The 14813-nt window shown below is 42.9% G+C and carries 11 protein-coding genes; 2 read left to right on the top strand and 9 right to left on the bottom strand.

The features are described from left to right. Positions 1–24: 24 nt before the first annotated feature. On the top strand, positions 25–3024 hold the full coding sequence (locus JMY05_RS05775) for a LysM peptidoglycan-binding domain-containing protein (RefSeq protein WP_201614458.1): 3000 nt from the start codon (positions 25–27) through the stop codon (positions 3022–3024). 139 nt (positions 3025–3163) lie between these two features. Here JMY05_RS05775 and JMY05_RS05770 read toward each other — a convergent pair whose 3' ends face one another. Next, positions 3164–4372, bottom strand: a complete 1209-nt coding sequence (locus tag JMY05_RS05770) for a transglycosylase SLT domain-containing protein (RefSeq protein ID WP_201614456.1) — start codon at positions 4370–4372, stop codon at positions 3164–3166. Between the two features lie 1075 nt (positions 4373–5447). After that, on the bottom strand, positions 5448–6281 hold the full coding sequence (locus JMY05_RS05765) for a Nif3-like dinuclear metal center hexameric protein (protein WP_201614454.1): 834 nt from the start codon (positions 6279–6281) through the stop codon (positions 5448–5450). A gap of 315 nt (positions 6282–6596) precedes the next feature. Between JMY05_RS05765 and JMY05_RS05760 the strand changes: the two genes are divergently transcribed. Continuing rightward, positions 6597–7925, top strand: coding sequence for a S1C family serine protease (locus JMY05_RS05760; RefSeq protein WP_045446155.1), 1329 nt, complete (start codon positions 6597–6599; stop codon positions 7923–7925). A 141-nt stretch (positions 7926–8066) separates the two neighbouring features. Here JMY05_RS05760 and yfaE read toward each other — a convergent pair whose 3' ends face one another. The 7 genes from yfaE to JMY05_RS05725 all read right to left on the bottom strand — a co-directional run bounded on the left by yfaE (position 8067) and on the right by JMY05_RS05725 (position 14715). Next, complete coding sequence (yfaE, locus tag JMY05_RS05755) at positions 8067–8333, bottom strand: class I ribonucleotide reductase maintenance protein YfaE (protein ID WP_045446158.1); 267 nt, start codon at positions 8331–8333, stop codon at positions 8067–8069. A gap of 85 nt (positions 8334–8418) precedes the next feature. After that, positions 8419–9552, bottom strand: a complete 1134-nt coding sequence (gene nrdB, locus JMY05_RS05750; protein WP_045446160.1) for a class Ia ribonucleoside-diphosphate reductase subunit beta — start codon at positions 9550–9552, stop codon at positions 8419–8421. A gap of 72 nt (positions 9553–9624) precedes the next feature. Further along, entirely contained in the window at positions 9625–10008 is a 384-nt protein-coding gene (locus JMY05_RS05745) for a hypothetical protein (protein ID WP_045446163.1), read from the bottom strand. A 33-nt stretch (positions 10009–10041) separates the two neighbouring features. Then, positions 10042–10284, bottom strand: coding sequence for a hypothetical protein (locus tag JMY05_RS05740; RefSeq protein ID WP_045446166.1), 243 nt, complete (start codon positions 10282–10284; stop codon positions 10042–10044). 12 nt (positions 10285–10296) lie between these two features. After that, positions 10297–11370 carry a hypothetical protein gene (locus JMY05_RS05735; RefSeq protein ID WP_201614452.1) on the bottom strand — a complete coding sequence of 358 codons (1074 nt, stop codon included), beginning with the start codon at positions 11368–11370 and terminating at the stop codon, positions 10297–10299. A 210-nt stretch (positions 11371–11580) separates the two neighbouring features. After that, the gene (nrdA, locus tag JMY05_RS05730) at positions 11581–13857 is read right to left on the bottom strand and encodes a class 1a ribonucleoside-diphosphate reductase subunit alpha (RefSeq protein WP_045446171.1); all 2277 of its coding nucleotides are present in this window, start codon (positions 13855–13857) and stop codon (positions 11581–11583) included. Positions 13858–14394: 537 nt separating this feature from the next. Continuing rightward, a complete protein-coding gene (locus JMY05_RS05725) occupies positions 14395–14715 on the bottom strand; it encodes a YbeD family protein (RefSeq protein ID WP_045446256.1) in 321 nt (106 codons plus the stop codon). Positions 14716–14813 lie beyond the last annotated feature (98 nt).

The following is a 14813-nucleotide window of genomic DNA, read 5'->3' as shown; positions in this document are numbered from 1 at the left end:
TGTCGTTAGGAAACTTCCAATATCATGTCTACTGTGCTATCAAAATCTCGCTCATTTATTGCGTTGCCATTGACGCTTGCGGTATCAACTCTACTTATCAGTGCTTGTAGCAATACGTCAGCGGTAAAAAAGGGTGCGACCAATAGCTCATCTGTTATTACTAAACGCCCAGCTACTAAAGCGCCTGCAGCAAGCAGCAGTACGGACTATTCAACGGCATATTTAGATGCAGATAGTTTGGATGAGTTAGCCGATTTACTCGAAGCCACTGACATGACTATGGTGGAAGGCAACAAACTTGCTATTCAGCAGTATGGTGATTTATGGAGTCGCTTACGTGCTGGCTATCGTATGAATGGCGGTCAGCCGACTTATAATCAGCGTATTGAAGGGCAAAAAAGCTGGTTTACCAGTCGACAAGACTATTTAAATCGTTTAACTGCACGTGCCAGTCGCTATATCTATCACACCGTACGAGAAGCTGAGCGTCGTAATATCCCGACAGAGCTTGCTTTGTTACCTGTCATTGAGAGCTCTTACGATCCAAGTGGTACCAGTAGTGCGGCAGCAGCAGGCTTATGGCAGTTCATTCCAAGTACGGGTCGTATTTATGGTTTGAATCAAAGCAGTACCTATGATGGTCGCCGTGATGTCATCGAATCAACTCGCGCCGCTTATGACTTCTTGACCGCACTACATAACCAGTTTGGCAGTTGGGAGTTAGCATTGGCCGCTTATAATGCGGGTCCTGGTCGCGTGCAAAAGGCCATTGATGCTAATAGAGCTCAGGGTTTACCGACAGATTATTGGTCTCTGAGATTGCCTACTGAAACGATGAACTACGTGCCGCGTTTCTTGGCGGTAGCGGAAATTGTTGCCAAGCCTGAGCAATATGGTGTCTACTTGCCTGCTATTGCCAACCGTCAGCATTTCCGTAGTGTGCCAGTGAATTATGGCGTGAGCTTAGCTGAAGTCGCACAAATGACAGGCGTTAGTTACGACGAATTAGAAAGGTTAAATACGGCCTTAACGTCAGGGCGTGTAGACTCTTCTGGTCCCCAGCGTATTATTATTCCTAATGATGTGAGTCTTAATACCGATGCTAAATTGAGCTCATTGAGAGGCAATGGTACGGGCAATATACTGGCATCGAGTAATACAAGCACACCAAGTAGCACGACCACGACGCCGAGCTATAATAACAAGCCCTATACTGGCTCTTCATTACCATCGACAGGTAGCGCCTTGGCTGATTATGCTGCAAGCGCTAGTGTGCCGCAGCAAACGACCAGTTATATATCACCGTCAGCCACACCTACTAGCAGCTCTGTTTACAGTAATAATGCCTCGGTGCGTACTGAGCCACCATTGAGCACGGCAGAAACCAACAAGATCAATGCTGAGCTAAAAAGCAGCAACAGTTTACCGACCACCTCTGCTCAAATTACACAGAATAATACGATTGTTCAAGAACCACCACTGAGCAAAGAAGAGCGTGATTTTATTGCCAATCAAATTCGCAGTAACACGCCTGAAACCAATGTGATCAATGCTGATGGTAATATTAATTTATCCGCCGTACAGACGCAGCAGTCTATTCTAGAAGCCAGTGGCGAAGAGAAAAAGCTTAGCTTTGCAAAAACATCAGTAAGCAAGCCAAAACCCCAAGGTGCACGTACCACTTATACCGTCAAGCGTGGTGATACCTTGTCTAATATCGCCAGCCGTGCGGGTGTCAGTTGGCGCGATATCGCTGAATGGAATCAAATAGATGCCAGCTCTAAGCTGCTATCAGGCAGTACCTTATACTTATACAATGCAAAAACTATCGAACCGTTGAGCACAGCTAACAATACCGCGGCAAGCCAACCAGAGAGCTATGTAGTACAAAGTGGCGATACGCTGATTGGTACTGCTAACCGCTTTGGTCTATCGGTAACTCAGTTGGCAACCTACAATAATTTGAGTAGTAGAGCGGATCTACTACGTGGTCAAAAGCTATGGCTGATACCAGGTAAAGTGACTGCGCCAGTGACCACACCTGCCGCTCCCTCGACCAAGCCAAGTAAATCAAGCACGGCTACTAAGAACTATAAAGTAAAAGCGGGCGATGGCTTGATTGCTCTCGCGCGTCAGTTCAATGTATCAACTGATACACTGGCCAGCCTCAATAATATGAGCACTACAAGCTCACTATATGTTGGTCAAACGCTAAAAGTACCTGCAAGTGTCGATTTCGATGTAGCAAACACCTCAAGCGCTAGTAGCCGTAACAGCAGCTCAAGTTCGGTGGCAACCACCAACTATAAAGTAAAATCTGGCGATACTTTGATCGGCATTGCCAATAGCGTGGGTATCAGTCCAGCTGAGCTGGCGGCGGTGAATAGCAACTTTGATGCAAAAGCACGCTTACAACGTGGTCAAACCATCAAAGTACCCGTGTCTAAAGGAGTGGTTGATCGTCAGCTAAATGATAAAACTGTCAGTTATAAAGTAAAATCAGGCGATACGTTAACAGGCGTGGCGCAACGTTATAATATCGGTCTTAGTGACTTGGCAACAGCGAACAACCTGAAAGCCAACTCTAATTTGATACTCGGTCGTACGATTACGATTCCTGCCAGTGGCAGCGTTGTAGCGACCTCTAGTAGCAATAACCAAAGCAGTAGTTCGGCTAGTAGCACTGCCGCGACTAGCACAGCGAGCAGTGGCAAAAAATTGGGCAACACCGAGAGCTATAAAGTTAAATCCGGTGATGGCTTGATTGCTTTGGCACGTCAATTTGGTGTTTCGATAGACGATTTGGCTGCCACCAACGATCTCGCGACCAATGCCCAATTACAGCGTGGACAAACGCTTAAAGTACCAAAGCTCACAGTGAGCTACACCGTTGGGTCAGGAGACAGTTTGATTGGCTTAGCACGTAAATATGGCGTCTCTACGCAAGAATTGGCTGAAATGAATAATATCGCGGCGGATACGATGTTACAGCGCGGTCAGCGCCTGACCGTACCTAATCGTTAAGAATAAGCGGCTTAGTAGAATAATAGCCAAGTAAATACGATTAAGACAGATCATTCTGCACAAAAAAGCTGCTCTTATAAAGAGCAGCTTTTTTTATCTGTGACATTCAATTCTCAAAATATCTAATAGCACTTATTAACTAGACAGTTTGAGTTTTGATGGTTTCAAGATAACTTCTAATATTGCTAACATAATGCATTGCTTGACCATAACGACTATTGTCAGCTTTATTGTCAGCTAAGTACGCATAAACGTTCGCCCAGCTTTTATCATCAATACCTTGATCTCGCAGTTTACGCTGAATACTCTTTACTGCATTTGGTCCCATGTTGTAGCCGGCCAGCGCAAACCAAATACGATCTGTCTTTGGCACATCAGCAAAGTCATCTTTCATTTGCTCTAAATAACGCGCGCCGCCGCCGATACTTTGGTAGGGATCGACGCGATCTGAGACGCCCATTGCTTTGGCTGTATTATTGGTCAACATCATGAGACCACGCACACCCGTTGGCGATACAGCATTGGCATCAAGGTGTGATTCTTGATAACCCATGGCCACCAATAATTCCCAATCATGATTATAATTGCGTGCTTGCTCTTCAAAAGACGATTGATAATCAGGCAGTTTTTCGGTCAACGTTTTTTGGAAATGATCTTGGCTATAGGCGTCTTTCAGCAAGTTTTGATTGTAAAAGGCAGCAAGTTTTTGTGTGTTTTTCAGCTTAATGCTGTCACATAAAAAGTAACTGGCTTTTTGTGATAATGGGTCATTGGATGAATTGAACGTCCAACTGACTTTTGGATGTAAACCATTCTTTGTTAAGCTGGCGTCATAGCCGCAACTGATGTTGATAGACGATAAGTTAAACTTGCTCTTTAACTGTGTACTGGCTGTTGTCAATGCCATGTCTACCTCGCCCGATCTCAATGCCTTTAGGGCAGTTTCTTCATTGGCATACGCTTTTAGATCGATATCAACGCCAAGCTCGTCAGCATAAGTACGTACCAAATCAAAACCAAAGCCATGTTGAAAACCGTCAGTCGCAAAATAAGTGCTGTCACCGGGGACGGCAGCGATGGTTAACGTGCTTTCTAGCATGACGTTATCATAGGCTGGCACTGGCGCACGCATCGTCGTCAGACTCTCAGCAGGTAAAGAGAGAAGGGCGATACTAGAAACTTGCGCAAGCTTTTTGGTTCTAGAAAAACGACTCGATGTCGTCGGGGTAACGGATGAAACGATGTTACTTTTAGTGTTCGGTAGGCGTTTAGATGGACGCAGTAAATAAGAAATACGGCGTCTAGCCCCTTGCGCAGATACTTTCACACGATAAGTAATACGCTGCATGGATGTCTCCTGATTTTAGCCATCCTGCTTACCGTAAAACGCTTATGAATGTATGCTTATAAAGTAGTCATACATCGATGTCACATTTTAGGCAACCACGCACTTCTTAATAAGATAAGTGCGTCGTCATCTGGTTTAATAATAGTGCCGCTAATGAATTTTTATCAGATGTAGCGGTGCAGTTTTTAATTAGCTGGTTATCTACTGGCGTATTCGGCATATCAGATAAGAGGGCTAAAAAATCTCTCAAAATATCAATATAAAACATCGATATAAAGTATCAATACAAAATGATGAACGCACAACACCGAGAAGGATATAAATCGGATGATTCCTTCATCGATGCATAGATGGGGCTAAGAATAAAACAACTATATATTAAACATAGGTAAGGTCATGAACTAAGTTATTGAGACAAAACATAGAATGTGCGGGATGCTTATGCACTCAGCTTTTCTATGCTGATATTAATGACCATCTCCTCTTTAAATCATTTGTAATAGAGTCAACAGTGATTAATTTTTTGTCCAGCAATAAGGGTAAGCAAGTCGCTATTTTCATTACTAATAAAAAAATGAGAGAAAATTTACTAAAACATTCTCTCAATCAGCGGTTGCTAACCCAGTATCGCGACACTTGAATCAAGACATACCATGCTGCTGAAAATATATCACGCACAGTGTGTCTATTAGTAAACCGTCCAAAACCTCGTTATCTATATGACCTCAATAGCTACACAACATAGTGAGATTTTAGGCGGTTATACTCATTTAAGTACCATAACCGGAAGCTGTAATAAATGGGAAGCCTCATGACAAGACATTCTTTCTTCGGATATTAATATGCGGATATTCCTTGGATTATTCAAGTGTGGTTAAGAAATTAGCGATAAAACTTAACAATTGGGCTATAGACGGTTAAAAAGGCTCTTGTTATTGGTAAACTATTGAAAATTGCAGCAGCAAAAATTGTGCATATTGGGCAACCATACTGATTATTATTAGCCTTGTTTTCCGAAAATTATTCTAAATTTAGATAGCTATTAGATAGCTATGAGTAGAGTTGAGGACACAGCTTAAGCAGGGTTATCAATATCTACAAAGGTCACGGGTATGCCAAATGCTTGAGAAACTATGTGACCGAGTGCTTGAATACCGCCGCGTTCTGTCGCGTGATGTCCACAAGCGAAATAATCAATGCCTAGCTCACGGGCAATATGAGTGGTACGTTCTGATATTTCGCCAGAGATAAAGGCGTCACAGCCCATCAATGCAGCTTGTTCGATCATATCTTGTGCGCCGCCCGTACAAATGCCCACGTGTTCGATAATTCTGTTATTATCGATATGAGCGCTTGTACTATTCGGTGCGCTATAATTGGCAGAGATATGCAATGGCAATCGTCCTAGCGTCTGAGTAATGTGAGCAATGAGGCTTTGGGCATTCTGCGGGGTACAAGTGGCGATATTACCCACTGGATGCGACTCACTAGGGTATAAAGCGCCGATAACGGTCATGTTTAATGCGTCCGCCAACTTGGCATTATTACCAATGACAGGATGGGCATCGAGCGGCAGATGATAACCAATCAAAGAGATACCATGCTGCATAAGTTTACGGATACGCTGACCTTTCATACCAGTGATGGGGGCAGGTTCGCCTTTCCAAAAATAACCATGATGCACCATAATAGCGTCTGCATTGTCAGCAATAGCCGCATCAATCAACGCCTCGCAAGCCGTTACACCAGTGATGATGCGCTTGATAGGTCGACCCCCATCTACTTGTAAACCATTAGGGGCATAATCTTTAAAAGCATCTGCTGATAAATAGTCATCACAGAATGTGGTCAACGCTTGAACGGTAATGGCGGTATTTGAGGGCACGCTTGAGATATTGTGTGTGGTCATGGTATTCCCTTATAATTGATTCAGTGGGGCAAGCATTTATAGCTAACATGTGGCTTTTGATAATGAGTATTTTAACATGTGGCTACAGTAGGATAGACAATCCTACTCACTGAAATGGTACACGATACGTTACAACTGGGTAGTATTGGCGGTTATAATTTATACATGTAAGCGTGCTGTATAGATAGTGCAAAAAAACAACCATCTAGTGGACTGTGAACGTTTGATAAATGCTGCTCAATGCGTCCTAATATATACCATGCTTCTCACCTTATTCATCTTCGTCTGTTTGTATCAAATTTATAGAGGTTTTATATGTCGTCATCTCGGAACACCAGCAGCAAGGCGTCTGTATTAAAATGGTTACCTTGGGTTTTATTGCTAGTCGTGATTGCCGCATTTATTTGGTTGTTTGCGAGTATGAAGACGGCATCAGAGCAGGCATGGGAGCCGCCCAGAACCACGCCTGCTGAGCAGCAAGCGTCAGCACCTGTTTCTGATACACCCGCAGCGATTTCTTCTTATCATAATGCGGTTGCTCGCGCCTCACGATCAGTCGTGAATATCTACACCACGCAAACAATGGCAGAGCATCCTTATATGAATGATCCTGTGTTGCGCCGCTTTTTTGAGTTCCATGGTGCACCGTCAGAAGAGCAGGGCAATACCAATTTAGGCTCTGGGGTGATTGTCTCAGAAGATGGTTATATCGTGACCAATGCCCATGTGATCGAAAAAGCCGATGAAATTACGGTCGCCTTTAATGATGGTCGTAAGAGCCGCGCTAGAATAGTTGGTACAGATCCAGACAGTGATTTGGCAGTGATTAAAGTAGATATGACCGGTTTGGCACCACTTGGTTTTCGTAAAGAACCTATCCGAGTTGGCGATGTCGCATTAGCGATTGGTAATCCGTTCGGTGTCGGTCAAACGGTAACGCAAGGAATTATCTCAGCGACAGGACGTACTGGGCTTGGGGTCAACAAGTTTGAAGACTTTATCCAGACCGATGCAGCGATTAACCCAGGTAATTCGGGCGGCGCACTCGTTGATGCTTATGGTGAATTAATTGGTATTAATACGGCTATTTACTCACGCTCTGGCGGCTCTATGGGTATCGGTTTTGCTATTCCTACCGCCATCGTTGAGCAAGTAATGAACGCCATTATCAAAGATGGTAAGGTGAGCCGTGGTTGGTTGGGGATTGAGATACAATCACAGTTACGTGACCCAACGCAGCTTGAAACCTCGACTGGGGTAGAAGTGCTTAATGTCGTTCCTAAGAGTCCTGCCGCTAAGAGTGGTCTGCGTATCGGCGATATTATTTTGACGATTGACGGCGTTGAGATGACGGATGCCAATACCTTGATTCAGTATGTCGCTCGTAAAGCACCGAATACCACGCTGAATGCGCAAATATTACGCCGTGGCAAAAATGCCCAAGTTAAAATCCTGTTAGAAGAGCGTCCAGCGCAAGAGCCGATGGAACGTCCGGTCATGATTCTTGATGAAAATGTTGGTGGTATAGAAGATCCAAATTTACAAGGTGAGAGACAAGACGTGCCGATGATGTCAGAAGCCGAGCGCGACCGTATGCGTGAAGAGCTGTTGCAGCTGTTTGAAAGAGATGGCGCGCCTTTATAAGGTCATTCTTCATCACATAAAGCTCAATCAAAATAAGCTTAATCAAAATGGTTTGAACGGTTTATAGACAGTAAAAAAGCGCGTTATCTTGAAGATAACGCGCTTTTTGTTTCGAATTTTTTAGCACTACTGTTGTTAGTATTACTCTATAGTAGGCTCGTGATTGATATAAATCACACCCTGCACACGGCAACAGCAGGGCAGGATCTCGTCTTCATCAATCATGGCAAGGGGCGCAAACGGATAGTCAATGACGTGTGAGCTGGCGATACGCTTTATTCGGCAACTGCCACAATAGCCTTCTTTACATTGATAATTGATATCATGTCCAGTGCGTAGCAATCCATCCAGCAAGCTTTCGTCATCATGCAAGTAAAATTGTTTCTTACTCGTCATTACCCAAGTCATAGTTTTATCCTGTTTGTTTCCCTATCATTCTGTACTTTCTAAACAATAATCTTTCAAAACTATTTTTTAAATGAACACATAAGCTCTAAAGTTCAAAATCATCAAAATCGCTGTCTGATAAATCTGAGTCAATCTGACCTACCAAGTATGAGCTGATTTCCGTCTCTTGCGGGGCAACTTGTACGTTGTCAGATGACAACCATGTGTTAATCCACGGGATTGGGTTTGATTTAGAGTTCGGGAATGCGACTGGTAAGCCAACCGCTTCCATACGTAAATTGGTGATATATTCGATATATTGGCACAGAATGTCTTTATTGAGACCAATCATTGAGCCGTCTTTGAACAGATAGCCTGCCCATTCTTTTTCTTGCTCAGCCGCTTTACGAAATATCTCGATGCTTTCTTCATAGCACTCTTTGGCAATGTCGACCATCTCAGGATCATCACGACCGATGCGCATGAGGTTAAGAATATGCTGCGTGCCCGTTAAATGTAGCGCCTCATCACGAGCAATCAATTTAATAATCTTGGCATTACCTTCCATTAACTTACGCTCGGCAAAGGCAAACGAGCAAGCGAATGACACATAAAAGCGAATGGCTTCTAAGACGTTGACTGCCATCAAGCACAAGTAAAGCTGCTTTTTCAGCGATTTTAAATCGACGGTAATTTGCTTACCATTGATCGTGTGCGTGCCTGCACCGTATAGGTTGTATAGCGATGAGTTATAATACAAGTCATCGTAGTACTTGGCGATGTCTGCGGCGCGCTCTAGGATATGATCGTTTTGCATGATGTCATCAAAGACGATAGCAGGGTCATTGATAATATTACGAATGATATGGGTATAGCTGCGCGAGTGAATGGTCTCAGAAAACGTCCACGTCTCAATCCATGTCTCAAGCTCAGGAATCGATACCAGTGGTAATAGCACGACGTTTGGGCTACGACCTTGGATAGAGTCGAGTAGCGTTTGATACTTTAGGTTACTGATAAAGATATGCTGCTCATGTGACGATAGATTGCCGTAGTCCATACGATCACGTGACACATCGACTTCTTCTGGACGCCAAAAGAACGACAACTGCTTTTCGATCAATTGCTCAAAGATAGGGTGCTTTTGTTGGTCATAGCGCGCCACGTTGACCGGATTACCAAAAAACATCGGCTCTGTTAGCGCATTGTTTGGCGTTTGGGAAAAAATCGAATAAGTCATGAGACTGCCTTTATCATTGATATGGTTATTAAGTTATAGGGTTTTGACTAGATTTGGCTTGATGGGATTATATTACAAGTTCTCTAAAGATATCTGTTCTGACGTCTGTCCATCATTCATATACGCTTTAAATATCTCACTCAGCTCGCTATCGTCCAAACCTTCCAATTCATCGATCGCACTCTTACGCAGCGCACTCAAGCCATCATCATCTGATAGTTGCTGCATTTCTTTCTGTACGTCTTTTTTAGTCACTCTCTTTACTGGTTTTTTCGATACTTTTGTGGCGACTTTCTTTAATGCTTCTGGTTTTGCTGTTGTACCTTCGCCTAATTGCTCACGGACGTCTGCGATGTCGACTTCCACTTGTACGATATGCGAGCCACCATCGTTTAGGTCTGAAAATACGTTTGGGATAAACAAACCACCGTCTTTGATGATTGCGGTATATTGCACATGACCTCCGTCGTTTTATTCTGTCTGTATGTTTTAATTATAACAGTAGCCAATCCCGCCTACCGCTTGTATCTGCCTTGCCGCTGGCGTGCAGTCTATCGTGTCTGATCGCATTCCTGTTGTCTCGATACTACGCTCAGTCACGAACTGCATCGCCATCGTCGTCAGCAGGATACCGCTATAGTCGCGGCTAAAAAGCCTAGTTTGAGCATCTTTTATCTTTTTTAGCGACCTTATTGTTAGGGCATAATTTGTAGGGTGTTTTTTAAGCACCATTACACTTAACTTTCATAGCAATTTAAACGACTGTAAAAAGTTGAAAATATAGTTAATAATTAGTCCTAAGCATATGGCTCCAAATATGGAAGCAACCCATAATTTATTTCTATATTTTTTCAAAATTTCTTGTCTATATTGTGCAGATGCCTTTGTCAAAACGATAAAAGAGTCTGGGGTTCTTATGAATAAATTTATTACATATATTAGAATTCCAAGAAATATCAAAGAAATCAGATAAATTAATAGACTCTGACTAAGAGAGTTAGTGGTAGCAGTATCACGCATAAGCAAATGGTTTGATATGATATCCAATTTCTGATGAAGAGCTTGGATATCCATAGAATTTTTTTCTACAACAGTAAGATATTTAGAGATATCATTATTTGCTTTGTCTCTGGTTTGTATTATCAATAGTACATATACTGGAATTAATAGGAACATAGCGAAAAATACATTATCAATATTTAGTGGAGCTAATACCGATCTAATAATTTTTTTACCAACAGGCTCTTTGATAGTTATATCTTCTAAAGAGTTCTCAATTAATTTTAGAATCTCATCTGCCCAAGTACGTTCAGTATGATTTACTTCAACTAAAATTACACCTGAAACTTTTTTTCGACCTAATACTAAGTTAATTATACTCCTAGGGTAGCCGTGCAAATCATTTTCAGTAGTAGAAAAGTCTATATCTATCTCTTGTTTTTCTGGTATATCTTTTTTAGGAAAATGTACCAGTATTCCGAATTTTAAATTAATTTCATCACTGATTAGATTTAAGCTTTCCGAGTAAGAGACGAATGATTCTATACTAGTAAATTTTCTTCTAGTCTTATCTTTGTAACCAATCATAGCTTGGAAGGAAACAATTTCATGGACATTTTGCTGTTCCAATCTTTGTTTAATCAATTCTATCAAATGGATAAAATACTCATTTTTAGCCAAAAATGGAGTTGTGAAGACTTTTTCTATTGACTGTGGTTGTCCTAGAAGGCCTGATATGAAATCCCCTAAATCCTCAGTGTTGAAGGGTATGGAAATTTCTTTGCCACCGTTTTCTATTTTTACGACCTGATTCGTCAAAGGTCATTTCTCCGTAAAGTATTGAATATATCAAAATATTAATTCGACTTTAGATAGTGCTTTCTTTGAGAAGTTTCTAAAATTTTATGAATATTGGTGAAAGCAACTGCGCTTGCAGCTAGCCAAATTAGGCGGAAAACAGCAGGTTTAACCCAAAAGCCAAACCCGCCATCCATCAGAAACTCTCTTTAAAAAGCCTTTTCTGAAAACCTAGATCTTACATGCACCGCCAGCACAATCATCTTCCATATCCGCTTGCGCATCGTTCGCACCATCACGAGTGTTATGATAATACAACGTCTTCACACCAAGCTTATACGCGTTTAGCAGATCTTTTAGCAATATCTTCATTGGTACACGACCCCCTTCATAACGAACCGGATCGTAGTTGGTATTGGCAGAGATACTTTGATCGACGAACTTCTGCATGATAGCGACCAGCTTTAGGTAACCATCATTGTTCGGCATTTGCCATAGTAGCTCGTACTGATCTTTTAGCGTAGCAATCTCAGGCACGACTTGCTTTAAGATGCCATCTTTTGACGCTTTGATAGACACCAGACCGCGTGGTGGCTCGATACCGTTGGTCGCGTTGGCAATCTGACTAGAAGTTTCAGACGGCATCAAGGCGGTTAGGGTAGAGTTGCGCAGACCGTGAGTGGTGATTTCAGTACGTAGCGTTTCCCAATCGAGATGTAGCGGCTCTTGGCAGATTTGATCCAAGTCTTTTTTATAGGTATCAATCGGCAAGATACCTTGCGAGTAAGTTGTCTCGTTAAAGGCAGGGCACGCGCCTTGCTCTTTTGCCAATCTGTTTGAGGCTTTCAAGAGATAGAATTGCAATGCTTCAAAGGTTTGATGGGTTAGACCATGCGCGCTGCCATCTGAATAACGCACGCCATTCTTCGCTAAGTAATACGCATAGTTAATCACGCCAACACCTAGCGTACGACGACGCATACTGCCGTTTTGAGCTGCTTTGACTGGATAGTCTTGATAGTCGAGCAGGGCATCAAGCGCACGGACGATTAGCTCGGCTGGCTCTTCGATATCGCTGACGTTGTCGACTTTACCCAAGTTGACTGCTGATAACGTACAAAGGGCGATTTCGCCTTCTTCGTCATTGATATTATCAAGTGGCTTGGTCGGTAGGGCGATTTCCATACATAGGTTTGACTGACGAATCGGCGCAACGCTCGCGTCAAATGGGCTATGGGTGTTGCAATGATCGACGTTTTGGATATAGATACGACCCGTACTGGCGCGCTCTTGCATCATTAGGCTGAACAAGTCTGCTGCTGGGATCTGACGGCTACGAATGCTTGGGTCATTTTCGTACTTGGTATACAATTCTTCGAACTTGTCTTGATCTTCAAAGAATGCATCATACAAGCCGGGCGTATCACCTGGAGAAAATAACGAGATGTCTTGACCTTTGATCAGGCGAGTGTACATGGTTTTGTTTAACTGTACGCCATAATCCATATGACGGACACGGTTGTCTTCGACACCGCGGTTGTTTTTGAGTACCAGTAATGACTCAACTTCTAAATGCCATAGTGGGTAGAACAATGTCGCAGCACCGCCACGGACGCCGCCTTGTGAGCAGCATTTAACAGCAGTTTGGAACAGTTTGTAGAATGGAATACAACCAGTGTGCTGCGCTTCGCCGCCACGGATAGGGCTGCCAAGGGCGCGGATACGACCCGCGTTGATACCAATACCAGCACGCTGTGACACATAGCGTACGATGGCGCTGGTGGTCGCGTTGATCGAGTCTAGGCTATCACCACATTCGATCAATACGCATGAGCTAAACTGACGCGATGGGGTACGCACGCCTGCCATAATAGGTGTTGGTAGCGAGATTTTGAATTGCGACGTCGCATCGTAAAAACGCTTTACGTAGTCCAAACGGTCTGACTTGTCATAACGGCTAAACAAACACATACCAACCAGCATGTACAAGAACTGCGGGCTTTCAAAGACGGTCTTGTTAACACGGTCTTGGACGAGGTATTTACCTGCCATTTGTTCAACAGCGGCATAAGCAAGGTTCATATCGCGCCAGTGATCAAGATACTCTTCTAGCTCGTCAAATTCAGCACGGCTGTAGTCAGCTAGGATATGCTGATCATATTTACCAGCGTCGGTCAGTTTTTTGACATGATCATAAAGATGCGGCGGGGTGAATTTATTGTAAGCAATTTTACGCAGATGGAAAATCGCCAAACGCGCAGCCAAATACTGATAATCAGGCGTATCTTCAGAAATAAGATCTGCTGCTGACTTGATGATGGTCTCGTGAATATCGCGAGTCTTGATACCTTCATAAAACTGAATGTGTGACTTTAGCTCAACTTGCGACACAGACACATTATCCAAATTGTGAGCTGCCCACTCGATTACCTTATGAATTTTATCCAAATCAATAAGCTCTAATCGTCCGTCACGTTTGGTCACTTTGATTTTGTCGATGTGTGTCATGTTGCCCTCTTAAGTTGATAACTTGGTAATTATTTATAATGTTGCTTATAGTGATGCTGCACAGTCAGTAAACGGCAGGCATTCTTTATAATGCTACGATGCTTGCGCCGCGATAGGTGTTTTTTTAGGCAAAAATCTACCGCTACTCATAGTGACAATTAAATTCACTGAGTACTACATATAGCGTGTTTGTTAGTAGGTAGGCACAATATAGCGGGAAAATTTTGAAAATACTATATTGATTTTAGCATCAAACTATGTTGCTGTGAGGTTGTGCTGTGTCCGAATTTTAGCAAAGGACGATGGGGTAAGGGTTAGACGCGATTGACTCAAATAATAAGTTTTTTGTAAAAATCGTACGATCATTTGCTTTTCATTCGCGAGTAAATGACCCACCAATAAGGGGACATAGAACAATAATAATGAGGGCGCAGATTGTACAGCAAACCACAAAAAATCGCCACCCGTATGTGATTAATAGCGAGTGACGATTTCGACGGAAAAGCGGCTGGCTTTTTTTAAACGACAATTATCTGTTTATACGACCAAACGAACTGTTTTTGCAGCGTCGAGTGAGGCATACAGTACATTGACCTGATCGGCTGCTGTAAGATATAGATTGACCCGTGCTGAATGGAAGCGACCCGTTTTAGACGGTTTCACTTCTATCGAGGCCAAATCAAAATCAGGGAACTGACTGCCCAAAATAAGCTTCACTTCGTTGAGTAAGTTCTCACGCTCGCCTTCATGACCAATGATGCTAAGTGGATAGTTCATTGGAAAGTCCCAGAGCTCAGGATTTTGAATATCCGTCCTTTTGCCTGTGATCACACCTTGATTGGGCGTTAGGTTGGTCATTTTTACTGATTTTTCATTTGCTGGTGCTTGGTTGTTGTTTTGATTGGTGCTGTCTTTTGGATCGTCAGTCATGATGTGTGCCTCGCTTTATTAAATGT

Origin of the sequence: Psychrobacter sp. JCM 18902, assembly GCF_904846615.1 — a bacterium.
Lineage (GTDB): Bacteria > Pseudomonadota > Gammaproteobacteria > Pseudomonadales > Moraxellaceae > Psychrobacter.
This window is presented reverse-complemented; position numbering and strand designations above follow the sequence as displayed.